Source organism: Arthrobacter sp. 10L430 (assembly GCF_056395245.1).
Window position 1 is genome coordinate 115,659 of sequence record NZ_JBFTJD010000007.1, and the last position, 23,838, is coordinate 139,496.

The window sequence follows — 23,838 nt, forward strand, 5'->3', positions numbered from 1 at the left end:
ATGGCCTTGACCTGGGCGAGCTGATCACCTGCTGGGACCCGGCTGCCCGCCAGGGAGGATGGAAACACTTCCTGCACCACATCAGCAAGGGCGCCGCAAAACAGCGCCGGGTGGTGAAGCTTCCCGTGACGGCAAGGATTCCCCGCCTCCTGGCCCCAGCGAGATCAAAAGCATCCTGGATTCATGCGATCGTCTCCGGGACCGACTGCTCTTCGCACTCCTCCATGACGCCGGCATCCGGATCGGTGAAGCCCTGGGCCTCCGGCATAAGGACATCGCCGTCGCCGAACGAGAAATCACGATCCGCCGGCGCGACAACACCAATGGTGCGCGCGCGAAATCGCCCCATTCGCGCACCATCCCCGTCACCGCCGAACTGATCCGCCTTTATGCCGACTACCTTTCCACCGCTGTCTTCGCAATCGCTGGTTCTACACCTTCTGAAATTGAACGTACTCCCACGGGGAAGCATCTCGAGTGCATCACGATTTTCCGTCTGATCCTCAGAGGCGGAGTCCGGTCGGAGATGCGTCGTGGGCACTTTCCAGAACGGATGCACCGCGTCATCTAGGCACGGACGGAGACGGACTAAAGATATCGGTCGTTTTCGAAGGGCACTAGAATAAAGTCGCGTTCGACTAGGGGAAGATACTGACAATTGCTCGCCGACCAGCTGGACCGCGGGATTTGCCCAGACGCACCCAAAGACTGTCGCCTAAACCAGCAATTGATCCGTCTTCCAAATCGCATGCAGCGACTTCCCTTGCTGCGCTGCGGAGACAAACTGCGGCCTCAGGCGAGCCCAGATTTGATCTAGGGTTCGAGCCGGTACTGGCAGCGCCTTAGACGATAAGGATATATCGTCGACGGCAAGGTGCCCGTACACGGCCTGATACATCTGGAGCACCGTGTTTGCTCGCGCCGAGAAGGGTGGATGGGTGGTCGATGGAGTCGGGGGCCGCCCGAAGATCACCAGCGCATCGTCCACGATCTCATGGACCTTCATCGCGAAAAGAGCGCTCTGAAGCGCCACGTTGGGTGGTACCGAATCAAGCTGCGCTGCTGACTCGGCCACCGCCCAGCCGCCAACGATGTCGGCGCGGAACTCCTCATCTTTGTCCGGTAGGACCTCGACGGGGAACTCTCCAATGGGGTAGCCCATGTATTCCAGGAGGGCGTGACAGTATTCATGGCCTAGGACGAAACGTTCCGCGTAGTTGATTAGGACGATAAGGGCAGGTTGATACAGTTCCTCAGGCGCTCGTGTTGTAGATGGTTGGGCCACACCATCAAAAAACCAGGAACTGAGAGACTCGTATGCGACGTCGAGAGCGGTGGGACTTGCGTCGAGCACTTTCTCAACTGCTTCGGGCGTGCTGTCGAGGCTGACGAGGCGACCCGGGGGAGGGTCGACTGGCTGCCAACTTATGACAACCGCCTTCGATAATTGGTAGTAGGCGTTCATCATCCCTGCGGCGATTGCAATTACCGCGTAGTCGTCTACCTTCCTGGTCCATGCGGTACTGCGCGGCTGTCCAAGCGTCCCGATGAGGATGCGCTCCAGCGGATCCGTCGCTGCCTCGGACTGCTGAAGGTGGGATATCAGGAAGATTTCGATGGACGCTGCCTGGCGTGCAAGCATCTCAAGGTAACCGCCATCTTCAGCCCAACTGGGCGATACCCGCTCGATGATTTCACGAGTTCGCGCAAATCTCCGTCTCTCAATCGAGGCTTCATATGTGAAGGGTCCAGCCCTCAGCCGTCCGTTAGCTGGGATCATTTGTGATTCCCGTCTGGATGCTGCAGCGAGTGCCTGTGAAAGCGCGACGTCCTCAAGCGGCTCCCTTGGAGCCCACTCTTTCTGAGCCTCCCTGAGGACGATACGTGCATTCGTCAGGCCTGAAACCTTCGACGATCTCAAGTTAACTCGGCCAGCACCACACTGCCGCCGCTCCAAGTCTGCTCGAGCTGGTCAGACCAATCAGAGTTCGCCTTGAAGAGCCCTTGAACGACGCCGACGTTCTCATCGCTAGTCTCGGAAAGCACCGTAGCAATAGGAGCCATCGCTGCGCTGGCTGCAATGAGTACCTCATCGGCCAGCGTCTTTGCGGGGTTCCTGATCAGCTTCAGCAACTTATCCATGACCGAACCCTCGTTCTTTGTTAGGTCGTCATGTACCTTCTTCATGGTCTCACCGACATGCCTGAGGTCACCGTCGGACTCTGCAATCAAGATGAAGACAGCCAAACCACCGACAACTGTCCTCGGAAAGAAGATCGGAGCACCCTCGCCCAGCGTGAAGGATATGGTTTCGCCCGGATGCACCTCGTGAATGAGGTTTTTCTGGAGTTCCTTCGGTGGCATGACCGTCGGGGGAGTCCCGCTAAGGTCGACTGCCACCGTAATGAAGTAAATCTGTTCTCGGCCCTTTAGCCAGCCCCATAGTCCGTCCCAATTGCCAGTGACAGTCAGCGACCTCAGCGCAAGTCCCCTGGGCTGATAGGATTTCGGGAATTCGATTTCATCGCCGCCGAAACCCTTTGATCGCTCGGACACCTCACCGGAGTAGCCGATGCGTCGTGCGTCCTGGAATCCAGGTATTGCCGTGCCTTGCATGTTCATTCGAAGCGCCTCTCACAGTTGCCGGAGGCGTGGCCGCCTAGGATCTAGATCGACGGTTCGCCTACGATGATGTCCAGTTCCCCCGCTAGACCCGTCATGAGTGGCAACCACCGTCTTGTCCGGCGCCAGCGATAGTTCAAAGGTCCTCCCCTTGACGCTATCCGTCAATCTACCGCGAACTCCAATTTGCGCAAGCGGCCCCCGGGTAACGAAATAGCGCTGGGGAAAGGCCACCCCATTCGCTGCGATTCACACCAGGGCCAGAAATGGGAAGCTTGCCGCGCGGTGGTCAAACAATCGTTGACGCGGGTCCGAACATGCCACCATCACAGGCCGCGGTGTGAAATTCCTTTCTCGTCCTACGGGCCGGGTAGTCGCAGCAATCGCCCTAGGTGCATAGTGGTTCTACCGGGGGCACTAGGAGTCAGGGGTGCTGTGATGCCAGTGGACGAGGATCTGCGACGAAAAGCTGTCTCGGCAGTGCTCGATGGTGGCATGACTCAAGTTGCCGTTTGTAAGCAACATGGAATCAGTAAACACCACTTACGAATTTGGGTTCGGGAAGAGCGGGATCGTCGCGCGAAATTGACGGATGTGTCGACCAACGGGGCACAAGAAACCACTGAGGAGCGGCTCCGCAGACTCGCGGGCGAATGGGGGGAACCCGAACTTTACGCGACTCAGATCCAATCCGGTCTAAAGGCGGCAGAGCAAACAGAATTTTTTTACCGCTACATCCTATGCGGGCCGCTTTGGCTGGTTGCCGGTCTCCTTTGGGTCTTGTTGCTTTTTGCAATGATCGTTATTGCTATTGACCGATTCATGAGTTCAGGAAACTTGCTGCAGAATTTGGGGTTTGTCGCAGTAGTGGCACTGGTTGGTGGAGCCGTCGATGCTTGCATATGGGCGCTATTGCGATACTTCGTGAATTTGATATTCAGGTCATTTGCACCCTTTGCTTACGCTGTAACCCAACTTCAAGCTGCATTGAAGCAGCTGCAGGAAAATCGAGCAGGAGTGTTTCAAAATCCGCAAAACAGCGAGGAGGAAACGTCTAGGAGGCAGATCACCAAGAAGATTGGCCGGGCGGCGCATATCTTGGACGTGACGTGGCGGCGTGGACGGCCTTCTCTTGGTTCGCCGATTAGCCGTGGGAACGAGCGTGCAGCGCGAAGAAAAGTGGCGGCTTATGTTGCCAAAGCGGAAGAGTTGCTTTGGGAGAGAGGCTGGATGGGGCGAATTCAAGCCATAGCAATCCTGCAGATAGCTGCTTATGAAACAGTCCTGCGGAAATGGACATTGCATGAGTTCAAAGATGTAACGGCTGCCGATCCCAGCCCTTTCTGGCGACGGCGGTTGATACCCTTCCTGAAAGGAATAGTCTCGCTTGGTGCGGCCATCGCACCGTTGGCTTGGCAAGTGTTTGGCCCGGAAGATCAAGTTCCAGCCCATTTTATTCGAGAATTTCTTCATAGCCGCAAGTGGTGATGCGTCCGGTAGTGCGTGGCCGGCGCAGCTCAGCTGTCTCTAAGCCGTCGGCCGCCGGGGAGCTTCTCTCTCCCTAAGAGGGATACATCTCGCCCTCGTTGTGTTCGTCTTCGCGTGGGGCGGTTTCTACCTCGATGACCTTCGCTACGAAATGGCTTCAGGTATGTCCCCTTCGGCGTGCTAGTCGCCCTGTACGCGGCCCGCGCCCGATTTCGGAACCCGGCAAGTATACTCGCCGTCATATTCGCCATTTCGGTATCCTTGGGTCCGCCTTCTTCGGCGTCTCCGGCCGGTGTCCGGGAGCATCCGTGCCAGGGGCGCCTCCGCGGCGGGCGCGGCGGTGCGCCCCTGGCTGCAGGACGGGACGTCATCAAGCCGCAGTTCCTCGATGGACACGAAAGAGCGTTCTATCGAGCGGTTCGCTGACCGTGCACTGAGGAGAATGTTCCCTGGCACGGACAGATCAATGCGATCGTGGAACAAGTCAGCGGTTCGAACCTGTTGGAGTCCATGTATGACAATCTGGTCCGCGGACTTCAAAAACGGCCGTCCGCTTCCGTCATCCAACGTAGCCGCGGAGCCATCGAGGAGACCTACGCGAACTTGATCTACGCGCTGGTGCTAGAACAAGCCGAGCCGCGGCCATAACAAGGCGCCGTCCATGCCCGTCCTGGACATTGTCCAGACCAGAAACGCCACCGCCATCGCGGCGCTTAACGAGCGGGACTCAAGATATCGGTCGTTTCTGACCCGTCCGCGGCTAGCCTCCAAAAAATGTCTGTGAATGGCAGCGGTAATTGGCCTTGTTCTCACAGCGCTTTGTGTCCAAGCGCATGGTCTCAGGTGCCAATCCTTGCCTGGCATGGCATCACTCGTAATGAACGGGTTGGTGCTCCGACGGACAACGCTTCGGGTATCCCGTTCTAAGGAAGTGGAACCCTCCGTAAGCCAGATTGGGTTTGCAGGTTGTGGTGAATCTTGGAGCCTTCCGACACATACGTGGCCGGATCTACGCATGTTTGGTTATGCGGGGAGGGCCGCCTAAGCTCAGGCGGACCCAGTCGCCCTAGGACTGGAGTGACTGCATTACCGAGAGGTGTCCCGCATTGGGATCGAGCGGATCCGGCCCTTCGAGGAAGTCCTCGGTGGCCCGCGGGGGAGGGGGTCGGCGACGAACCGGCCGACGCCGCGGCGGGCCCGGATGAGGCCGTCCTCCTCGAGCAGCATGAGCGCCTCGCGGACCACGGTGCGGCTGACCTTCATGTAGGTATGGCACACGGGCCGACTGCCGGGATCGCCGCCCTCGCACCACTACTCGAGAGGAATGATCACCAACGCAACCACCGCGTCCACGCCCACCTCCTCGAACTGACCGGTAACGCTCCAGCAGCCCAGGACGCCTAGCGCTTGGCAGCCGGGCTCACCGGCAGCATCACCGAACAGCGATACCTCGACCGAAAATCTGGACCACGCGATATGCGGTCCTTGACAGCTGGGATACTTTGCAGGGTCGGTGACTGCTACACACAAGAGACCGCGGCCGCCTACCGGAATGCCTTGCCAGGAGGACCGCCTCGAAGTGCTTTTTCTGCACGAGTGGCGCTTGTCATCGGCGTTGGAGGGGCTGCCGTTCGCCGACGCTAGCAGCGCCGTCAAACCCAATGTAGTCCCGCCGTCGTTGTTCCGGTCTTTCCGGCCGGCCGGGGAGGAAATCCTGGCGCTTTTTCGCGCGGTTACACCTGGCCCAGGCGGCGACAAAGTTCTGCAGGCTGGCGGACCCGCCTTTGGACCATGGATAGAAATGGTCGCCGTGCTCGAGGCGCCCTGGCCAGCAGATACGTCGGCCTTCGGCCTGAACACCAGGATGGCGGAGGCCAACAGCCACGCAGCCGTTGCGATGTAAGCAAACCTCAGCGCCTGCCGGCTCCAGTAGATGCGTGTCAGACCACCATCGTGGTAGCCCCCATCAATCGTTAGCCTCTTCGTTGCCGACGCCCATCCCATGAGACAGATCTACCGCTCCACTGGTGGGGCTTTCACGGGCTCAACCACGGGGGTTTGGACAAGCTCTACCTCCGCGGCGGCAGCATCATAGGCGGGTGCAATTAGTCGAAATCGAAGCTAGCTCGGCGGCCGTCCGATAGCCGATTAGTCAGCCATGGGGCAGGCGGGCGGCTATGACTTCGGACTTAGGGCCTCCAGCGAACGGGTGCCCTCATGCCGTCTTCCGAGGTCTGATGACCAGCCCGACGACGGCTGCCAGCGCGAGGGCGGACAGGATGGTCGCCGACCAGAACCCGGCCCGTCCGCCGGTCAGGAAGTCGCCGGGGACAGCGAAGGCCGCGTAGGTCGAAGCCACGATGGCCAGTCCGACGGCGCCGCCAAGTTGCTGCATTGTCTGGAAAAGACCCGAGGCGGACCCTGCGTGCTCGGGTTCGACGTTGCGAAGCGCGAGCGTCGTGAGCGGCATGAACGTCATGCCGGCTGAGATTCCCGTCAAGAGCAGGGCAGCCATGACGATCACGAAGGGGGTGTCCGGACTCAGTTGCGTGAGCGGCAGGAAGGCGACCACGCGAAGGGCGGCGCCGAGGATGACAAGGCGGACGGCCCCGAAGCGCTCGACCAGTCGCGGGACGATCCGCGACATCGCGAAGATGCTCAGGGGCATCGGCAGGAACGCCAGCCCCGTCAACAGCGGCGTGAGGTGCAGATCGTTTTCGAGGTACTGGACCATGAGGAAAAACATCGCCAGCATCCCGCCATAGGTGGCCGCCATTGCCGCTAGCGCCGCTACCCGGCTCGGGCTGCGGAGCAGCTGCGGGCGGAGCAGGGGGTGGGCCACCCTCCGCTCGGTGAAGGCTAGCACGGTGATCAGCGCTGCGCCGACCACCAGCCCCCCGATCGTGCGGGGACTGGACCAGCCGTCGTCGCCCGCTTGGATGAGGGCCCACACGATGGCGACGGCGCCGCCCGTTGCGGTCACCGCTCCGAGCACGTCGAAGCGCCCGGGTCTCCGGGGAGTTTCGGCGACGAGGCGCGGCACGGCAAGGAGGACGACGACGCCGATCGGCACGTTGATGAAGAGGGTCCACCGCCAGTTGGCCATGTCGGTGAGCAGGCCGCCAAGAATGAGCCCGAGCGCGCCGCCCATCGAGGCGACAGCGGAGAACAACGCAAGCGCCCGGTTCCGCGCGCCGTCGTCCCGCGCGCTCGTGGTGATGAGCGCGAGCACGCTCGGGGCGGCGAACGCGGCACCGAGGCCCTGGAGGGCACGTGCGATGACGAGGAGTAGAGGTGAGGTGGCCAGGCCGCCGAGCAGCGAGAAGACCGTGAAGACCGCGACGCCCACAAGGAAGGTGCGGCGACGGCCGAAGACGTCTCCGATCCGTCCGCCGAGCAGCAGGAGGCCGCCGAAGGCGACGGCGTAGCCGTTCAGGACCCAGCTGAGCTGGGCGCGGGTGAAATCGAGGTCGGTGGCGATGTGGGGGAGTGCGACGTTCACGACCGTCGCATCGAGGACAAGCATGAGTTGGGCAAGCATGACCAGCCAGAGGCCAATACTGCCGGCGCGGCGGCCAGATGGCGCGATCCCGGCGGGCGCCCGTGTGGCGATTGTGGATGTCATGGGGTGGTGTCCTGTTCTAGCCGATGGGCTGACGTACACTAAGAGGAGAGATGCTCCGGTTAGAACTATACGGAGACGCTCTCCGTTTGGCAACAATGTTTTGAAAGGTGTTTCTGTGCGCGCTGACGCCCAACGCAACCGCAATCGGATCGTGGAGGTTGCACGTGCGCTGTTCCGCGCCAAAGGCTTCGACGCGGTTTCGATGGACGAGGTCGCCAAGGGGGCCGAGGTGGGCCCCGGCACGCTGTACCGGCACTTCCCGACCAAAGAGTCCCTGTACGACGCTGTCCTTGAGGCCTGGGCGGAGAAGGTCAACGCGGCAGTCGACAGCGCGCTTTCGCTCGACGCCCCCGCGCGGGAGCAGCTGTTGACCTGGCTGACCGACTATGCGGCGATGCTGACAGAACACAAGGGTGCAGCCGCGCGGATCACTGCTGCGCTGGGCGATCCCGGGTCTCCATTCGCAGCAAAATGCACTACTTACGTCAATGCGAATCAGCGCTTAATTGACGGGTTGGACTCGGCCCTGCGCCCCGGCGTCGAGGCAATGCAAATCAGTCGGCTTGTTGGCGGGATGGCTGCAGTGGCAGACAACAGCGAGCTTCCCGCCGAATCAGTGGCATCGATGCTTGCGATCGTCGCTGACGGACTGCTCGCTCCCTGACGGGTTCAGGGAACGCATTCGAGGCAAATCTGACAGTGCAGACCTCTCCGCCCGGCGATATGCTCCGCAATGTACGCCCCGGTGGACACGCTGCTGTCGTTTGGCGCTCCAGTCGCCGGACCGCTTCGTCATGCGGCGGCAGACACTATCTAGCCGGTGCAGATTGAAGCAAGATACTCCCCATGAAAAGAATCGTTATAGCTAGTTTCGCGGCGGTAGTCATAGGCTGCGGCGCAATCACATTGGCAGCCCCGAGCAACGCAGTGACCACGGGCAGCGAGGCGACCCAGTCGTCACACATCGCGGGACAAATCATGATCAAATTCCGCGACAAGAGTGCGGCAGCCGGCGTACTGCGCCAGCACGGCCTCAAGGAAGGCCCCGGTATCGGCAGTACCGGCGCTCAACTCATCAAGGTACCGGCCGGTAAGGAACTTCAACTCATCGAAGCCTTAAGCCGGAACCCGGCAGTTGAGTACGCCGAGCCGGACGAGCTGGTTACTGCCGATACAGCTGACCAGTATTTCGGCCGCCAGTACGCCCTGCAGAACGTTGGCCAGTCATTCACTAACACCGCCAACACGCAAACCATAGCCACAGGTGACGTGGACGCCGATGTGGACGCCGTCGAAGCGTGGACGTTCGCGACCGGCAGCGGCATCAAGGTTGCCATCGTCGATTCAGGTGTCGCAATGGACCACGAAGACATCTCGCAGAAGGTCGTCGCACGGACCAACTTCAGCGATACGAAAATTATTAATCCTGAGGACTACGACAAATACGGCCACGGCACCCACGTTGCCGGCATCGTTGCCGCCGCCCACAACTCCACCGGTGTCGCCGGTGTGTGCCCGGACTGCACCATCCTGGATGCCAAAGTGCTTAACGACAGCGGGTCTGGCTCCAGCTCAGCCATTGCTAAGGGCATCGACTGGGCGGTTGTAAACGGCGCCAAGGTGATCAACATGAGTCTCGGACAGCGAGTCTCTTCGCGCACGCTCGAAACTGCCGTGAATAACGCCTGGAATAAGGGTGCAGTGATAGTTGCTGCGGCCGGCAACGCCGGTACCCAGGCCAAGATCTACCCGGGTGCGTATCCCAACGTTATTGCCGTGGCTGCAACCGACAACAAGGACGACAGAGCATCCTTCTCAACCTACGGTAAGTGGGTGGATATCGCGGCGCCGGGTGTCAATGTCTACTCGACCTTCCCGATCCACCCCTTCGTCCTGGGTACGCAGAACGGCCGGTCCATGGGTTATGACATTGCCAGCGGTACCTCAATGGCCTCACCAATTGTCGCCGCCGTTGCCGCGCTTGTCTGGAGCTCACCTGCCGGGACCGCAAACGCATTAGTCCGCGAAAAAGTCGAATCAACCGCTGACCCGATTTTCGGTACAGGCACCTACTGGGCCAATGGCCGCGTGAACGCTTGCAGGGCGGTCGGTGGTAACTGCCCTTAGCCGCGGCCGTATGAACGGCCGGGGCCCAGACCGGTCATGCGGGGGAGGGCCGCCTATGCTCAGGCGGACCCAGTCGCCCTAGGACTGAAGGGACTGCATCACCGACAGGTGCCCGGCGCGGTCAGGAATGAGGCATTTGGCCAGGTAGAAGGGCCGGTTCGCGTGCCTGACGTACTGCGTCAGCACGAGGACCGGATCCGATGCCCGCAGGTCCAGGAGCTTGGCCCGGCTGGGCCCTACCTGGCTGAGGCCGATCTGGCATTCACCGGGTCCCACTACCCGGCCACCGCGTTTGTAGAGCGCCGCGAGCAGCGTGGTCCCGCCGTCGTCGTCGAGCTCCAACGGCGAGAGGGCAGCGGAACCGCTTCCGAAGCTGACCGGCCCGGCGGAGATGTTCTCCTGCAGGTGGGCGATGGCCTCGCCGTCGCGGATCAGGACCGATTCCCAGAGCCAGCAGTCGGCGCCTGGTTCGACGCCGATGCCGGGGGCGACGAACTCGGAGGCGGGCTGCCGCTCCCGCTGGACGCGTTTGATCTCGATGTGCTGCCCGGGGCCGCCGAGGACTTCCTCGAAGGGGCGGATCCGCTCGATGCCGATGCGGGGGAGGGTGTCGGAGACGAACCGGCCGACGCCGCGACGGGCCCGGATGAGGCCGTCCTCCTCGAGGAGCATGAGCGCCTCGCGGACCACGGTGCGGCTGACCTTCATGTCCGTGCCGAGCTCGGTTTCTGTGGGCAGCATCGAGCCGGGCGTCAGCAGGTTGTTGCGAATTGCCTCGGCGATGCGGGAGTAGACGGCAACCCGGAGCGGTGAGCCGGGCTTGGCCTCCACCGGCTGGGACAGGAACCTGGCGGCGTCCTCGTGCACGTTATGCCTCGCTTGCGTTTGGTCGGGGAAGTCCAGCGTACCGCGGGGTGTGACGCGTTTGTTGGACAACGCCAGCGGACCTATGTAGGCGACGCGTCCACTGGGGAAAAGCGCACCCTCGATGTCGTGTTCGGCCGTGCCAAAGCTGCCGCAGGCAAGACCTTCGCCTATCTTTCGTGAAACTTTCGCCGATCTTGCCCGAACGGGGTCACCATCAATTCATAGCCGGAAGGAGTGGACATCATGGCTGACGATCAAGAATTGCTGGACTGGATTTCCCCGCGCAAACAGAGGGAAATCGACAATCAGGCGGCATTTCTGCTTTATCTGCTGGAGCGTGAAGAGGCGCAAGGCAGTGGGAAATCATGAACGACTACGTTCCCCGTTCCCGTGAACCGTATGACGCGCATTGGGTCATCAAACGCGACCTGGCGAACATCATCGCCAAGTACACCGCGAGGGGCGACAAAGAAACCGCCGCCGTCTACAGGGAAGCACTTGCCCGTTACGACGGCGACTGAATCTGGGCCCTCCCAATGCCGTGGAGAACCGGACGTGGTGCCCTGCGGGGCTCGATCTTGTCGAGCGGAAGTTCGTCCACCACCACGGTGACTATGTTCCGGCTGATGAGGGTCCTGCCGATCCGGACGGCTGACCATTCGTGGGAGCCGCTGCGTTCCCCGACGCTGCGGCCGGGTACAACGACGTCGGAAGCCCGTGATTCACGATGGCATTTGCCGCCTTGCCGTGGGCGTTAGCATTATGGTGCGACGTCCGGCGAGAGGGCGCCCATCCCGCCTCTGCCGCTCCGAGCCCGCCGGCAAGTTCGGTGATGCTCGATGCCGAGAGGTCCCAATCGCTCTCCGGCGTCAGGTCCGCGACCTGGCCCGGGCCGTATTCGGTGGGGCGGGCGATGAACGCCGTCGCCAATCCCGCGTCCCGGGCAGCGTGCAGGTCGTTGTTGTGGGCGGCCACGAGCATCACAGCACCGGGCTTGAGGTCCAGGAACTCCGCAGTCCGAAGATAGGCCTTGGGCAGCGGCTTGTACGTGCGCGTCATGTCCGAGCCGATGATCACGTCCCACGGAAGGCCGGCGTTTCTGGCCATGTCCAGTAACAGCGAGGTGTTGCCGTTGGAGAGGGGACCCACAATGTAGCTACGGCGGATCGCGGACAGACCTTCCAAGCTGTCCGGCCATGGGGGCAGACGGTGCCAGGATGTGTTCAACTCTTCCAGGGTTCTTGCGTCCAGCCGGTCCGGATCGAAGCCGTGATGGCGGAGCACCTGGTCCAGGTTTTCGCGGTGGAGTGTGTCCAGGGTGGCGAATTCGCGGGAGCCGGAGCGGATGGCCTCCATTGCCGGCTGGTAGAGGGCGCGCCAGTCATCGGCGAACGCCTCGGCGTCGAGGTGCTGCCCACGCGTCGCGGCGAAGGCGGCCGCCTGCCGGGCGACGCCGGTACGCCAGTCCACCACCGTGCCGAAGGTGTCGAAGAGGACGGCGCGGATCCCGCACCCGGTTGACGGTGACCGGTATGGCTGGATCGTCATATCCTGTTTCCTTCCCATGTTCCCTGCCCGATAGTCTGGCACCATGCGCACTGATTTCGATCCCAAGGTGACGTCCGCCCGCGATTTTTACCGGCTGCTGACTGCGGTGGTGGTACCCCGGCCCATCGCCTGGGTATCGAGTGTCTCGGCGGAGGGCGTTGACAACCTGGCCCCGCACTCGTTCTTCACTGTGGCGTCCACGAATCCGCCCATCGTGCAGTTCACCTCGGTGGGGGAAAAGGATTCGCTACGCAACATCACCGAGTCCAGAGAATTCGTGGTGAACCTCGCCCCGGCCGCGCTGCTGGAGGAGGTCAACGCCACCGGCACCAATTTTCCGCCCGAAGTCAGTGAGTTTGACGCCGCTGGCCTCACGCGGGAGCCAAGCCTCACCGTGGGTGCGCCGCGGGTAAAAGAATCGCTGGCGGTGCTCGAATGCCGCCTGCACTCGGTCCTGCCGATGGGAGACTCAATCCTGGTCTTCGGCGAAGTGACGCACGCTGCCGTGAGCGACGCGGTTTTGGACGGCAGCCACCCTCGGATTGACCTGCTCGAGCCGCTGACCCGGCTGGGCCTGGACGAGTGGGGCACGCTGGGCACCATCCAGGACCTCAAACGGATCCGGCTCAAGGACTGGCCGGGGCCTTTCCGCCCGAAGGCCGGACGCCGCTGAAGCCAGGCCGCGTTAAGAAGGGAAAGGGATGCCCTGCCACGCAGGACACCCCTTTTCCTTCGATGTACGGTGCTCAGCCGAGGCCCAACTGGACGAACACGAACCACACGACGAGCGGCACCAGGCCGATCATCGCGATGGCCCAGAGCAGGAGCGCCCGGAAGAACATCCGCTCGTCCTTGGGCTGCGCGCTCGCCATCAGCAGGGCGCCGCTGGTGGACATCGGGCTCACGTCAACTACCGAGGAGCTGATGGCGATGGCCGTCACTACCCCGATGGGGGTGAGCAGCGGATCCATAGCGATGGGTGCGACCACCGGGCTGATGACGCCGAGGGTGCCGGTGGTTGAGGCGAAGGCCGAGACTATGGCCACCACATAGCTGGTGACCAGGGCGGCAAGCGAACTGTTGCCCAGGCCGGTGATACCTTCCTGAAGATCCTTCAGCGCGCCCATCTTTTCCAGCATGCCTACGTAGGTGACGATGCCGGTCACCAGAATGATCGCAGACCACGGCATGCTTTCCACTGCCGGCTTCTGCACGCCCGAGTCCAGGACGATCAGCACTGTGGCAATGATCAGCGAAGCGACTCCGACGTCCAGGCCCAGAACCGTGGTGAGAACCAGAAGGGAGGCGATGCCCACCAAAGTGAGGATCCGCATCGGCGTTGCGGCTACTTTCTCGGGGCCAGTCCTGGTGGTGCTTACGGCAGCCACAGAAGTGGGCGCCGGGGCGGTGAGCACAGCCGTTCCGGACCCGGACGGACCTGACGCGCTGCTTCCAGCGGGAGCAGCAGCGCCGCCGTCGTGCTTTGCATCCCCGGCCTCACCGGCCTGGTGACCTGCCGCCAGAGCCGTGCGGCGTTTCATGACGGCCTGGACCAGGACGTAGGCGATCGCGGCCAGGATGGCATTGAAGACGAAGCAGTAGGCGTAAAGCTTGAAGGAACCGTCCGCGGCCCCGGCGCCGTCCAGCATCTTATTGGCCAGCACGCCGAAGGGGTTGACCGGAGAGAAGGCACCGGCGTTGGCGCCCTGGACGATGACCAGGCCCATCGCCAGGGTGCTGATGCCGAACCGCATGCCTAGCGCCAGGCCCACCGGCGCCACGATGGCGATAGCGGCGGGGGTGAACGCGCCGGCCGAAGCCAAGGCGGCCGTCAGCAGGAACATCAGGATGGGGACCAGGATCTTCCGGTCGCCGGCGAGCCGTTCAGCCCAGTAGGCCAGCAGGTCGATGGTCCCGTTGATCCGCACAATGGCGAAGAGCAGTGTGGCGCCCACCAGGATGAAGAACAGCCCGGCGGGGAACTGGCCGATGACGTCCTTGATGGACATGCCTGCCAGGAGGGTTCCGACGCCGAACGCCGCGACCGTGGCCAGCAGGCCGGCGTTGATCTTGGTGAAGGATCCGATCGCGAAGGCGGCTACCAGGACCAGGAATGCGATGAGTGATAGGGACATGGTGCCAGCCGCCTAGGAGTTCGCGGAGGTGAGGACGCCGGCGCCAGACAGCAGGCTGCCCGCTCCGGTGATGGCGGGCTGGTGACCGAGCGCCTTGAGGATCTCGTAGGTGGTGGCCGTGGCCGCCGTGATGACCGGCAGGCCGAGCTCGTCCTCCACCGCCTGGACCGCAGCCAGCGACGGCATCTGGACGCAGGCGGAAAGCACGACGGCGTCCGCGCCTTCGCGCTGCAGGCTGCGGGCAAGCGCGGGCAGGTTCTGCGGATCAAGGCAGCCGACCTCGAGGTTGTCCGCCACCTCGAGGCTGATGGCGTCCAGTACGGTGATGCCGGAGCCCTCGATGTAGTCCACCACCATCTTGGTGAGCGGCTTCATGTAGGGGGTGATCATGGCCACCTTAAGCGCGCCGATTTCCTGCAGCGTGCGGACTAGGGCACCGGCGCTGCTGGTCACCGGGGCAGGGTGCCCGTTTCCGGCGGCGGCGTCCGCGATTACTTTCTCCGAGCCCTCGTGGGCTCCGGGACCCTGGGCCATCACGGCGACCAGGCAGGCGTAGGCAATGACGTCCACATCGGCGTCGGAAACAGCCTCGGCGCAGTCGGCTGCCTTGCCCACCATAGCCAGCAACTCTTCCCGAGTGACTTTCTTCATGCCGGCGCGGGCGGAGTGGAAGGTGTAGTTGTGGCCGGTTGCCTGGGCCTGCCGGCGGAACAGCTCCGGCAATTCCGTCTCCATAGTGGTGTTGGAGCTGGGAACGATCAGTCCCACCCTGGAGGAGCCGGGGCGCTTGGGTTCCGGCGCGGTTTCGCAGGTGCTTTGGGGTGTGCTCATGATTTCTCCACGTCTTTGTGCTGGGGCCTGGTCGAGTGAAACCCACTTGGTGGGTTAGGTTTCCATGATGTGGGTCTCGCGAATAGAATGTCAAATAGGTCACGATCCCGTGGCCAGCTTCCAGCTGACTAAGCTGAAGGCTGCTCGAGGTCAATCAGTGAAGTGAAGGGACGTCAACGGTGGCAACGGAATCGGGAGCCGGGGGCCCACCCCTGCTGGTCCTACACAAGGTGGCGGAGATCCTGGATTGTTTCTCGGTCGAGGCTCCGGAGCCGACACTGCAGCAGATCATCCGGAAGACCGGCCTGCCGTCCAGCACGTGCCAGCGGCTGGTGCAGAACATGCTGCGGGAGGGCTTCCTGGACCGCGACGGGGACCGGTACAGGATCGGCATCGGGCTGGTCCGATGGGCTACCCCCGGGACGTTCGGGCTGGACGTGGTCAGGCTCGTGAAGCCGGTTTTGCAGCAGTTGCGCGATGAGACCGGCGAAACGGCATGCTTGTACGTCCGGGACGGGGCGTTCCGGACCATCGTCGCCGTGGCCGAGACACGTCACGTGGTGATGCGGCCCTTCCTGGTGGGCATGGTTATGCCGCTACACGCCGGGGCGCCGGGCAAGATTTTCCTGGCCTTTGATCCGGAGGCATGGGGCGCCCTGGAGGACCACGGCCTTGACCGCTTCACCCCCGACACCCCGGCATCCGTCGAGATGCTCCGGGAGCAAGCGGAGGTGGCCAAGGAACAGGGGTTCTATGCGGCTTTCGGGGAACGGCATGAAGATGTGGGTTCAATCAGCGCACCCGTATTCGACCACGCCGGCCGGCTCGCCTGTGCCATGGGTCTGGGATTCCCGACCCAGCGGATCGGGCCTGCCGACGTGGAACGGCTAGGGCCGGTGGTGGCCCGTGCAGGCCTGGAAGCCAGCCGTGCGCTGGGGTATGACGGGAGCCAACCGGTCGGTTAAGTCTGCTGAAGGCGGCCGGCTGGGGGTTCGACGAGCTCATCCTCTGAGTTGTTTGAGCGCCCAGTCCCAGCGGATCAGCTCCTGCTCGAGGCGGACGGCGGATCCGTAGGTGTCGTTGCCAAGCGCTTCATAGAGTGCGGCTTCCTCCGCTGTCAGCCTTGTTAGTGCAGCCCTCGACGGCGACGGCTCTCTTCCCCACGCATCGTGGTGTGCCAGCAACGTCTCCTCGTCCATCAGCACGCTGGCCACGTGGGGATGCACTGCGCGCAGCTGGTCCAGGATCCGGAAGCCATGGGTGTCCAGATCGCCCCAGTACAGGACCTCACACTCGCGGAGCCATGCGGCATCAGGTAGCGAAAAAAAGCCGTACCCGGCTCCGTAGAGTGCCAGTGTGCCGGGCCGTTCGGGCAGTGCGAGGAAGTTGACCAGGTTCTCGGTCGCGATCACGGTGTGCACCGGGAGCTGCAGCGCGCTGAATGCCTCGGCGGTCACGGTGATGTCCCGGGCATCGCCCAGAACAAGAATCGCGGGATCCAGAACACGGAACCGGACGAGCTCCGGCGGATGCAGGAACCCGTGCCGGCGGGCGAAGCGTGCCGCCGGAGTACGGCCGGCGCCATCGTCCAGGGCAACATCCGGCGCAGGCGTTTCCATGGGCGGTTCCGCGTCGGCCTCCACCTCATCCATATCTGAGCCAGGCGCAACGCCTGCGAGCAGCTGATCAATAACCTGCCGGTGCCGCTCAATGAACTTCGTGTGGACACCGGGCAGTCCCAGTTGCCGGACGTAGATTCCCGGGGTGGGATTGTCCCGAAGCCACAGTGCCGCCCGGGCGGCGGACAGAACGTCATCGTCTAGCTCAAGCAATTTCAGCGGGCGCCGCGCCGCCCAAACGGCCAGTTGCGGATCCAGCCCAGCAAGACACTCCGCCAGCTCCTGGAACCGCTTTGCCTCTCGGGCTTTGCCAACAAACGCGATCTCAGCCTCGGCCGTCTCGAGCTCCCGCCGGTCGTCCTTTTCGTGCCTGCCGCGGCCGCCCTTGAGCTGGCCGTTGACGGTCAGCGCCTTGGGATACCGGCGGAAATCCTCGACGGTATCGCAGCAGACATGGTCGAACCTGGTGGCAAGTTCATCCAGCAGGAAGTTTCGGAACGGCGTGCCCGGCTTGATGGCGATCTTGGCAGCAAGGGTGCCCGGCTCGGCCGCCCTGGGTGCCGGCGATTCCCCGATTCTCAGGTAGACCAGCCGTCTGCGCAGGTTGTTGGCATCCACCCAGCTGCTCACGGCTGCATAGTGTTCGGCCGGCACCAGCAGGGACAATGCGAAGCCGTGCAGGGTGCGTTCGGCCGCGCCCTCCCATGCGCCTTCACCATCACGGACCCGCAGCAGTTCGCCGGCGTACGGCAGCGCAGTCTCCGCGATCCCGGTGCCGTCACACAGCCGACGGCGGAGCTCCAGCTGGGGGAGCGGCAGCAGGTTGGGACGGGACTGCAGGCTGCGCAGTTCGTTTCCGATCTCGGTCAGCCGTGCCGTCTGTTCGGTGCGGGTGATGGTCAGCGCGGTGCGGCTCTCCTGAAGCTCATCGGAGTGGGCGCCGAGCTGCGATTCGACCTCCTCAAGCCGGGCCCGGTTCGCGTCGAACAGCACCCGGTCTTCCGGCGGCCGCAGTCCCAGGTTCTTCGCGGCGGCAGCGTAGGTTTCGAACGGCTGCCGCTGGGTGCGGGACTGGTCAGTCAGCCGTGCGGTCTCCGCGTCGATGGCAGCCAGCGCTGAGCCTCGGGGCTTCGTGGGGAGGGTGCTGCCGCGGTATGCCCGGGGAAAATGGCAAGTCCGGCGTCGGTGGCTGCGGTGACCAGGCCGACGTCGTAGGCAATCAGCACGTCCGTCTGCAGGCGGTGGGCTCGCTTTCCTCGACGACGAATTTGAGTGCAGCCGGGGTGTCCACATAGACGATCAACCGGCCAACCGCAGGTCGCACAGAATCTCTGCGCAGAATCAGCGCTCCGGGTTTTCGGAGCGTTGAGCCTTCCGGCGTTCCAGACTCTTACGGACCTTACCCTTGCGTGCGGGCAATCCGTGATGGAACAGGTGCTCCAGGAACGTAAGCGCGATATCGATTAATAGGAGGATGAAGTCAATGAGCATTCGCGTCCCGTCCATGGCCAGAATCTGAAGTGCCCGCACTTCGCGCACGGACGGCGGCCCGGAGAGGGGTTGGACGAAATCCGGAGAGCGTATTACAGTCTTTTCTACTGAAACCGGCATGGGCGACAGAAAGCCCGGGGAGGAGTAGCGCATCACCGCTGGCCAATCCAAGCAACACTGTCCAATCCCGATGAAAGCCCCTCCCGAGGGGCTTTCCCTATTTCCCCAGCTTGATCGGCGCAGCATCACCAAGGAGAGCCGCCGTCCAGGTCTTCCATGGCCCAAGTGATGATTTTTAGGCCGAATGGGGTGGAATTCCGCCCTGTGCCCAGTATGACCCATAGACAGGACCGGAATGTCCGCGAATCGGTCTCAGGAATCCGCGGAATCACCGGCCTTCCTTATGTACTCTTCGACGGCGTTTTCGGGAATGCGGTACGAGTTGCCGAAGCGCACCGAGGCCAATGCGTGGGCCCGGACCAGCCGATAGACGGTCATCTTGGACACGCGCATGGCCGCGGCCACTTCGGCAATTGTCAGGTAGTGCAGGTTTGCAATGGACATTTCAATCAGGCTCCCGGGGTTCGGGCCGATGGTTGGGGATGGTTGAGCGGATTGGCAGGACTGTGGAGGGGCAGCTAATCTGGCCGTCTCAGCTGCCGATGGTCGTAGAAGAAGATGCGGTCTGCGGTTTGCAGGCCCACCAAAGTGCCGTTCTTGACGGCCACTTGGCCTTCCCTGCGGCCGTTGAAGGGATCGTCGACGACGACCACCTCACCGACCTTGAACGGAACAGCCGCCGTGCGTGCTCGGGCTATGGTTTCGTTGACGAAAGCGGACAGCCGCCAGGGTCGAGTGTTGGTAGCCGACCTGCGGGCAGGGATTTCCCCCATAAGGATCACTCCTTCACAGTGCGATCAACGCTGATTCACTGGTGCGGGTCCGGTTTGGCCTGCGGAAAATGGTTTCCGTACCGGGTTGGCACCGTAGGACAACGCTAAACCCGATTCCCAGCTCTCACATGAGTACCAAGTACCTCAATTACTTCTCCCCAACCACTGGTAACACCTCGTGAGTACTTGCTTTGGCCGGCCGGACTATCTGGATCGCCTCATGCACGGATCGAAATGAGCGCGGCCCTCCTGTACGTGATGTACAGGAGGGCCGCGCTGTGGTGGCGGGGATGGTGCGGCGGTCAGGAGGTGGCCGGAAGTTCAGTCGTCGCTGCCGTGGCCGCCATGGCCGCCGCTGTCATCGGATCCGGAGAGGAGGATGCCGGTGAGGGTCAGTGCGAGGGCTGCTTTTGTCTTCATGTTTCAACAGTAGGAATCCGTTGGAAAGGATAGGTGCAGGACAAATCCAAGAGTTACCCGAGATTGGTGCCGCACTCGTCCCGCCACCGGAGGCCCGCCGATGGGGGACAGGCGGGCCTCGGGCGCGCCACGCTAGAGCGGCGCAATGCAAACATCGACTGGGCGAAGCGGGCATGCCATCGGTGCCCGTTTGGCTGCTACGCCTCATCACCGATCTTGCCCTACCCTGCTGGGTTGGCATCGATCCAGTGTGACCCCGCGGGCATATCAGACACTCCGCGTGTTGACACGCCGCGACGTGGCGCGTATCTCTGAGTTCAGAGCAAGGAGGTCTCCCCATCGCCACCGTAAGCGTGCGCTACATCGTCGATGACGTCGATGCCGCAGTCAACTTCTACCGCGAACATCTGGGATTCACGCTCGTCATGCATCCCGCGCCGCCCTTTGCCATGCTCGACCGCGGTGATCTGAGGCTGCTGCTCAGCGCTCCGAGCGGCCAAGGCGGAGGAGGCCAGAGCATGCCCGACGGGACCGTTCCCGCCCCGGGCGGCTGGAATCGATTCACGCTGGAGGTGGCAGACCTCGCGGCAGTCGTGCGGACCCTTCGCGACGCCGGCGTGCAGTTCCGAAGTGACATCGTGACGGGTGTGGGCGGAAATCAAGTACTGATCGAAGACCCGTCGGGCAATCCGATCGAACTATTCGAGCCGACGATTCCCGAGGCGCGGCTCGCCGCCTCCTGATCCCAATGCACTGGCCAGGGAGCCGAGCTGCGCCACGGCGAGCTCGACTCCCCGAAAGCCGGGCCGCCGGACGCCGCCGTGCCGCTGTGGTGACCGGCCTGAAGTGCGGAACGACGGACGGCCAGTAGGCCTTGCGAAGCCACCGACCGAGCTGGGCGTCGAAATCTTCCGGCGATACGAAGACCCGTCCCGGCAGGAGGGAGCTCTGCCGGAACTGGCGGTGGTCCTAGCGGAAGATGTTGTAGCTGCTCCAGCCTGTGCCGACGATGGTCCGCGCGCCCCAGATGCCCTTGCTGAAGGGGTAATGGGCGAGACGGCCGTCGCTGAGCCGGGTCATGAGCCCTGAGCTTCCCGTGGTGAATCCGGCCACGCTGGTGATGCTGTTGATGCTGTTCCACCCGGCGCCCGCCGTGCGCCTGGCTTCGGAGACGAAGCCGCCGGTTCCGGTGGAGCGGTACAGCACGAGCCTGCCGTCGCTGCGTTTGGCCAGCAGGTCCTGCGCCCCGTCCTGGTCGAAGTCGGTCATGGTGAGGTACAGGCCTCCCCAGCCGACCCCGGTCTTGATGCGGGGTGACAGCGACGATCCGGCGTTGTTGCCGTAGTACCAGAGGGTCCCGGCGGCGTCGTAGGCAAGGATTCCCGGATATTGGTCGGTTTTGCGCCAGTGGCCGACGGTGATGTGGTAGCTGCCCCAGCCGGTGCCGATCGCCTGCGCCGCGGCGAATCCGCCGCCGGGTTTTCCGGGGTAGAAGCTTAGCCGGCCGTCCTTCCACTGCGCGATGACATCGAAGACGCCGTCGCTGTTCCAGTCCGCCACGAACCCTTTGGCCAGCCCGGACCAACCGATGCCGATCTTTTGCCGGGGATGGAACCCGCCCTGGCCGGTTGCCGGGTAGTCCCACAGCGCGCCGTCAGGGCCGGCCGCCACGACGTCCGCGGCGCTCCGGATCGATGAACTGGTGCTGGGCGGAGGGGGAGCAGGCGGAGTGGGGTTGGTCTGATCCGAGGCGTTGATGATGACATCGTCAATGTAGCTGTCGCCCATTTGCTGGAAATGTTCCGCACCGACCTGGACCGCGTTGAGCGTGGTGGCCGCACTGGCTACCTGGTTGCTGGAGTACACGGATGCCTCGTCGAACCACACCTGCACTTCGGTCCCGAGACCATTCGCGGTCACCCGCATAGCAACGTGGTGCCAGGCGCTGAGCGTGATGCTTGAGGGGATCAGCCGGGTATAGACGAAGGATCCGGTAGGCGAAGTCACGCGGAGCCAGAGCTGCCCGTTGGAGTTGTACCGGTAAATATCGGCGACCCGTAAGCTGCCGGAGAAAAAACGGAAGTACGGGACGTCGTTGCCTGCCACCCCGGCCTGGGTGATGTTAAACCAGCCGTCGGCATAGGCCGTGGCTGTGGCCGCCGGCAGGGGCACGGACAGCTTGGCCACCGAGCCCGCATCAGTGGTGGCGTGCAGGAACGCGGCGCAGGTTCCCGAATGGGACTGGGCCGAGGAGACGGTGGCGGTTCCCGTGCCTCCGGTCGTTGGCGTGAACCCGGCCAGCGTCCCGGACTCGAGATTATTAGCCATCACCGCCGTCCCCGGATAGGTGTCTGCGGGGGCAGGGGTTCCGGGCTGGCATGTTGCCGCCTGGGCCGGAGCGGCTCCCACCGCCAGCGCCCAAATCAGGGATACCGCCGTGACTCCGACAACCCCAAACCTGCTGAGCTGTTTGATCATGCTGCGCTCCAATGTCGGCTGAACAGATGGTTCAGGCTGGTAGGCGTGCTTGATGGTAACCGGGCCCGGCGCTGTTTGGGGCGTGTGCCTGGTCCGGCTGCCCGTCCCACGGTTCGGCCTGACGGGGCATTGCCCGGGACGTACGCCATTCTGGTCACCGGAAGTTGGGAAAAGATCGGAACGAATGCACAGAAGTTGCCTTAGGACACCAAATCGGGGGGGTCCGGCCTCATCATCTTTGGCTGCGCGGACCCCCGGCTCGCCGCGGAGATCATCTTCGACGTCGGCCTCGGTGACGTCTCCTCGGCGCCGTCAGTTCCTGGTGTTGAAGGCAGGCGTTCCTGCGAGCCTGCCGCCGTCGACGGTGAGAACGGTGCCTGTGACGAACGAGGATTGGTCCGAGCATAGCCAGAGTGCTGCGGCGGCAACATCGCCCGGGGTGCCGATCCGGCCAAGCGGAACAGTTGCGGCCACGCGCTCCTGGGCGGCTTGGCCCGCCTCGGCGAGCCGGTCGGTGAGTACTGGTCCGGGAGCGATCGCGTTGATCCTGATTCCGTGGGCGGCGTAGTCGAGCGCGGCGACGCGGGTGAGGCCAGCGACGCCGAACTTGCTGGCCGTGTAGCCGCTTAGGCCGGCGACGCCCTGTTCGCCTGCGGTGGAGGACATGTTCACGATCGCCGCACCGGTTCCTGTCGCGAGCATGAGTTCGATTTCGTACTTCATGCACAGAAAGACTCCGCGGAGGTTCACGGCGATTGCGCTGTCGAAGTCCTCGCTGGCCCAGTCGCTCAGGGGCGCCGGAGTGCGGCCGCCGCCTGCGGCGTTGTTCACCGCGGCGTCGAGGCGCCCGAACCGCTCACTGATCCCTGCAAGCAGGTTCTTCACCGAGTCCTCATCGGTGACGTCGACGGGCATGGCCGTGGCTTGCCCGCCGGAGGATGTCAGGGTCTGGACCAGGGAGCGGGACCAGGGCGGGCGCGACTCCGGCCTGACGCACCGGGACGACGACAAGTATTGGCGCGGTGGCCTGATCTACATCAACCGGGAAGACCACACACTGCTTGTTCCGCGCAGGTTCGGTCTGGGATGGACCCTGAACTTCGGCAATCCCGGAGCAGCGATACTCATGGCCGGCGTGGTCGCTCTGATCAGCCTGCTGATCACCCTCCGCCTTGGCGGCTGAACCCAATGGACAAGCGATGATGAAGGCAAGAGTTCTCAAATGCCGATTGCCGTCCGGGCAGGGAGCCCGCTGCCCCGCGGACTTCTGGAGCACGCGCAAGGGCGCCGACCTTGCGTGCCCGGAAGAGGGTGCCGGACCGTGGGTGGACCACCCGTACGGCCGGCCGCTCTAGACAGCCCGGATCAGTGGGGAAGTGCCAACTCAGCCGTTGATGACTTGGGGGATGCCGAGGGCTTTGAGGCCTTCGACGCCGAATTCCAGGCCGTACCCGGATTGTTTGGCGCCGCCGAAGGGGACGCGGGGGTCAACTGCGCCGTGCTTGTTGATCCACACGGTGCCGGCCTCGATGCGGGCTGCGACCGCACGTGCGCGGGCCGGATCGGAGGACCAGACCGAGGCGCCAAGCCCGACGTCGAGTCCGTTCGCTTTGGCGACGGCCTCGTCCACGGTGCTGTAGCGGATGATGGGCAGGGCCGGGCCGAACTGTTCCTCGGCCACGAGGGGGTTGTCG

24 protein-coding genes and 2 pseudogenes are annotated in these 23,838 nt (G+C 63.3%); 11 read left to right on the forward strand and 15 right to left on the reverse strand.

Features of this window, described 5'->3' with window-relative positions:
- Positions 1 to 58 precede the first annotated feature (58 nt).
- Entirely contained in the window at positions 59 to 571 is a 513-nt protein-coding gene (locus tag AC1DDG_RS09830) for a tyrosine-type recombinase/integrase (protein ID WP_476875956.1), read from the forward strand.
- Between the two features lie 144 nt (positions 572 to 715).
- Here the strand turns inward: AC1DDG_RS09830 and AC1DDG_RS09835 are convergent, their stop codons facing one another.
- Positions 716 to 1,642 (reverse strand): hypothetical protein, encoded by a 927-nt coding sequence (locus tag AC1DDG_RS09835; protein WP_476875941.1) that lies wholly within the window; start codon positions 1,640 to 1,642, stop codon positions 716 to 718.
- Positions 1,643 to 1,917: 275 nt separating this feature from the next.
- Positions 1,918 to 2,622, reverse strand: coding sequence for a hypothetical protein (locus AC1DDG_RS09840; RefSeq protein ID WP_476875942.1), 705 nt, complete (start codon positions 2,620 to 2,622; stop codon positions 1,918 to 1,920).
- A 438-nt stretch (positions 2,623 to 3,060) separates the two neighbouring features.
- Between AC1DDG_RS09840 and AC1DDG_RS09845 the strand changes: the two genes are divergently transcribed.
- Positions 3,061 to 4,110, forward strand: coding sequence for a transposase (locus tag AC1DDG_RS09845; protein WP_476875957.1), 1,050 nt, complete (start codon positions 3,061 to 3,063; stop codon positions 4,108 to 4,110).
- A 1,152-nt stretch (positions 4,111 to 5,262) separates the two neighbouring features.
- Here the strand turns inward: AC1DDG_RS09845 and AC1DDG_RS09850 are convergent.
- From AC1DDG_RS09850 to AC1DDG_RS09860, 3 genes and pseudogenes are all read right to left on the reverse strand, one after another.
- Positions 5,263 to 5,379 (reverse strand): annotated as a pseudogene (locus AC1DDG_RS09850) (GntR family transcriptional regulator); the annotation flags it as partial.
- A gap of 337 nt (positions 5,380 to 5,716) precedes the next feature.
- Entirely contained in the window at positions 5,717 to 5,995 is a 279-nt protein-coding gene (locus AC1DDG_RS09855; protein WP_476875943.1) for an HNH endonuclease, read from the reverse strand.
- A gap of 330 nt (positions 5,996 to 6,325) precedes the next feature.
- Positions 6,326 to 7,735 carry an MFS transporter gene (locus AC1DDG_RS09860; protein ID WP_476875944.1) on the reverse strand — a complete coding sequence of 470 codons (1,410 nt, stop codon included), beginning with the start codon at positions 7,733 to 7,735 and terminating at the stop codon, positions 6,326 to 6,328.
- A gap of 115 nt (positions 7,736 to 7,850) precedes the next feature.
- On the opposite strand from AC1DDG_RS09860, the gene AC1DDG_RS09865 reads away from it, so the two are divergent.
- Together AC1DDG_RS09865 and AC1DDG_RS09870 are read left to right on the forward strand one after the other, a co-directional pair.
- Positions 7,851 to 8,399, forward strand: coding sequence for a TetR/AcrR family transcriptional regulator (locus AC1DDG_RS09865; protein ID WP_476875945.1), 549 nt, complete (start codon positions 7,851 to 7,853; stop codon positions 8,397 to 8,399).
- Positions 8,400 to 8,581: 182 nt separating this feature from the next.
- Positions 8,582 to 9,862 (forward strand): S8 family serine peptidase, encoded by a 1,281-nt coding sequence (locus AC1DDG_RS09870; protein WP_476875946.1) that lies wholly within the window; start codon positions 8,582 to 8,584, stop codon positions 9,860 to 9,862.
- A gap of 78 nt (positions 9,863 to 9,940) precedes the next feature.
- Here AC1DDG_RS09870 and AC1DDG_RS09875 read toward each other — a convergent pair whose 3' ends face one another.
- A complete protein-coding gene (locus AC1DDG_RS09875; protein ID WP_476875958.1) occupies positions 9,941 to 10,729 on the reverse strand; it encodes a GntR family transcriptional regulator in 789 nt (262 codons plus the stop codon).
- A 243-nt stretch (positions 10,730 to 10,972) separates the two neighbouring features.
- Between AC1DDG_RS09875 and AC1DDG_RS09880 the strand changes: the two genes are divergently transcribed.
- Together AC1DDG_RS09880 and AC1DDG_RS09885 are read left to right on the forward strand one after the other, a co-directional pair.
- Positions 10,973 to 11,098 carry a hypothetical protein gene (locus AC1DDG_RS09880; protein WP_290369711.1) on the forward strand — a complete coding sequence of 42 codons (126 nt, stop codon included), beginning with the start codon at positions 10,973 to 10,975 and terminating at the stop codon, positions 11,096 to 11,098.
- Positions 11,095 to 11,250: a hypothetical protein gene (locus AC1DDG_RS09885; protein WP_230117336.1), complete on the forward strand. Its 156-nt coding sequence runs from the start codon at positions 11,095 to 11,097 to the stop codon at positions 11,248 to 11,250. Before AC1DDG_RS09880 ends, AC1DDG_RS09885 begins: the two co-directional genes overlap by 4 nt.
- 91 nt (positions 11,251 to 11,341) lie before the next feature.
- Here AC1DDG_RS09885 and AC1DDG_RS09890 read toward each other — a convergent pair whose 3' ends face one another.
- Complete coding sequence (locus AC1DDG_RS09890) at positions 11,342 to 12,277, reverse strand: haloacid dehalogenase type II (RefSeq protein ID WP_476875947.1); 936 nt, start codon at positions 12,275 to 12,277, stop codon at positions 11,342 to 11,344.
- Between the two features lie 43 nt (positions 12,278 to 12,320).
- Between AC1DDG_RS09890 and AC1DDG_RS09895 the strand changes: the two genes are divergently transcribed.
- Positions 12,321 to 12,950 carry a flavin reductase family protein gene (locus tag AC1DDG_RS09895; RefSeq protein WP_230117334.1) on the forward strand — a complete coding sequence of 210 codons (630 nt, stop codon included), beginning with the start codon at positions 12,321 to 12,323 and terminating at the stop codon, positions 12,948 to 12,950.
- A 73-nt stretch (positions 12,951 to 13,023) separates the two neighbouring features.
- Here the strand turns inward: AC1DDG_RS09895 and AC1DDG_RS09900 are convergent, their stop codons facing one another.
- Together AC1DDG_RS09900 and AC1DDG_RS09905 are read right to left on the reverse strand one after the other, a co-directional pair.
- The gene (locus AC1DDG_RS09900; protein ID WP_476875948.1) at positions 13,024 to 14,412 is read right to left on the reverse strand and encodes an SLC13 family permease; all 1,389 of its coding nucleotides are present in this window, start codon (positions 14,410 to 14,412) and stop codon (positions 13,024 to 13,026) included.
- Between the two features lie 12 nt (positions 14,413 to 14,424).
- A complete protein-coding gene (locus AC1DDG_RS09905) occupies positions 14,425 to 15,243 on the reverse strand; it encodes a maleate cis-trans isomerase family protein (protein WP_476875949.1) in 819 nt (272 codons plus the stop codon).
- A 179-nt stretch (positions 15,244 to 15,422) separates the two neighbouring features.
- On the opposite strand from AC1DDG_RS09905, the gene AC1DDG_RS09910 reads away from it, so the two are divergent.
- On the forward strand, positions 15,423 to 16,208 hold the full coding sequence (locus tag AC1DDG_RS09910; RefSeq protein ID WP_230117331.1) for an IclR family transcriptional regulator: 786 nt from the start codon (positions 15,423 to 15,425) through the stop codon (positions 16,206 to 16,208).
- 36 nt (positions 16,209 to 16,244) lie between these two features.
- Here the strand turns inward: AC1DDG_RS09910 and AC1DDG_RS09915 are convergent, their stop codons facing one another.
- From AC1DDG_RS09915 to AC1DDG_RS09925, 3 genes are all read right to left on the reverse strand, one after another.
- Positions 16,245 to 17,855 (reverse strand): Wadjet anti-phage system protein JetD domain-containing protein, encoded by a 1,611-nt coding sequence (locus AC1DDG_RS09915; RefSeq protein ID WP_476875950.1) that lies wholly within the window; start codon positions 17,853 to 17,855, stop codon positions 16,245 to 16,247.
- A gap of 870 nt (positions 17,856 to 18,725) precedes the next feature.
- On the reverse strand, positions 18,726 to 18,917 hold the full coding sequence (locus AC1DDG_RS09920; protein WP_230117328.1) for a helix-turn-helix domain-containing protein: 192 nt from the start codon (positions 18,915 to 18,917) through the stop codon (positions 18,726 to 18,728).
- A gap of 74 nt (positions 18,918 to 18,991) precedes the next feature.
- On the reverse strand, positions 18,992 to 19,246 hold the full coding sequence (locus tag AC1DDG_RS09925) for a hypothetical protein (protein WP_230117327.1): 255 nt from the start codon (positions 19,244 to 19,246) through the stop codon (positions 18,992 to 18,994).
- Positions 19,247 to 20,019: 773 nt separating this feature from the next.
- On the opposite strand from AC1DDG_RS09925, the gene AC1DDG_RS09930 reads away from it, so the two are divergent.
- Positions 20,020 to 20,409 (forward strand): VOC family protein, encoded by a 390-nt coding sequence (locus AC1DDG_RS09930; RefSeq protein WP_230117326.1) that lies wholly within the window; start codon positions 20,020 to 20,022, stop codon positions 20,407 to 20,409.
- Between the two features lie 226 nt (positions 20,410 to 20,635).
- Here AC1DDG_RS09930 and AC1DDG_RS09935 read toward each other — a convergent pair whose 3' ends face one another.
- Positions 20,636 to 22,144, reverse strand: a complete 1,509-nt coding sequence (locus AC1DDG_RS09935) for an FG-GAP repeat domain-containing protein (protein WP_476875951.1) — start codon at positions 22,142 to 22,144, stop codon at positions 20,636 to 20,638.
- Between the two features lie 231 nt (positions 22,145 to 22,375).
- On the opposite strand from AC1DDG_RS09935, the pseudogene AC1DDG_RS09940 reads away from it, so the two are divergent.
- Positions 22,376 to 22,444 (forward strand): annotated as a pseudogene (locus tag AC1DDG_RS09940) (carbonic anhydrase); the annotation flags it as partial.
- A gap of 12 nt (positions 22,445 to 22,456) precedes the next feature.
- Here AC1DDG_RS09940 and AC1DDG_RS09945 read toward each other — a convergent pair.
- Complete coding sequence (locus AC1DDG_RS09945; protein ID WP_476875952.1) at positions 22,457 to 23,155, reverse strand: SDR family NAD(P)-dependent oxidoreductase; 699 nt, start codon at positions 23,153 to 23,155, stop codon at positions 22,457 to 22,459.
- Here AC1DDG_RS09945 and AC1DDG_RS09950 point away from each other — a divergent pair.
- Positions 23,043 to 23,327 carry a DUF5808 domain-containing protein gene (locus AC1DDG_RS09950; protein ID WP_230117439.1) on the forward strand — a complete coding sequence of 95 codons (285 nt, stop codon included), beginning with the start codon at positions 23,043 to 23,045 and terminating at the stop codon, positions 23,325 to 23,327. The genes AC1DDG_RS09945 and AC1DDG_RS09950 overlap by 113 nt on opposite strands.
- 201 nt (positions 23,328 to 23,528) lie before the next feature.
- Here the strand turns inward: AC1DDG_RS09950 and AC1DDG_RS09955 are convergent.
- A partial coding sequence (locus tag AC1DDG_RS09955) for an aldehyde dehydrogenase family protein (protein WP_476875953.1) occupies positions 23,529 to 23,838 on the reverse strand: 310 nt, incomplete at its 5' end.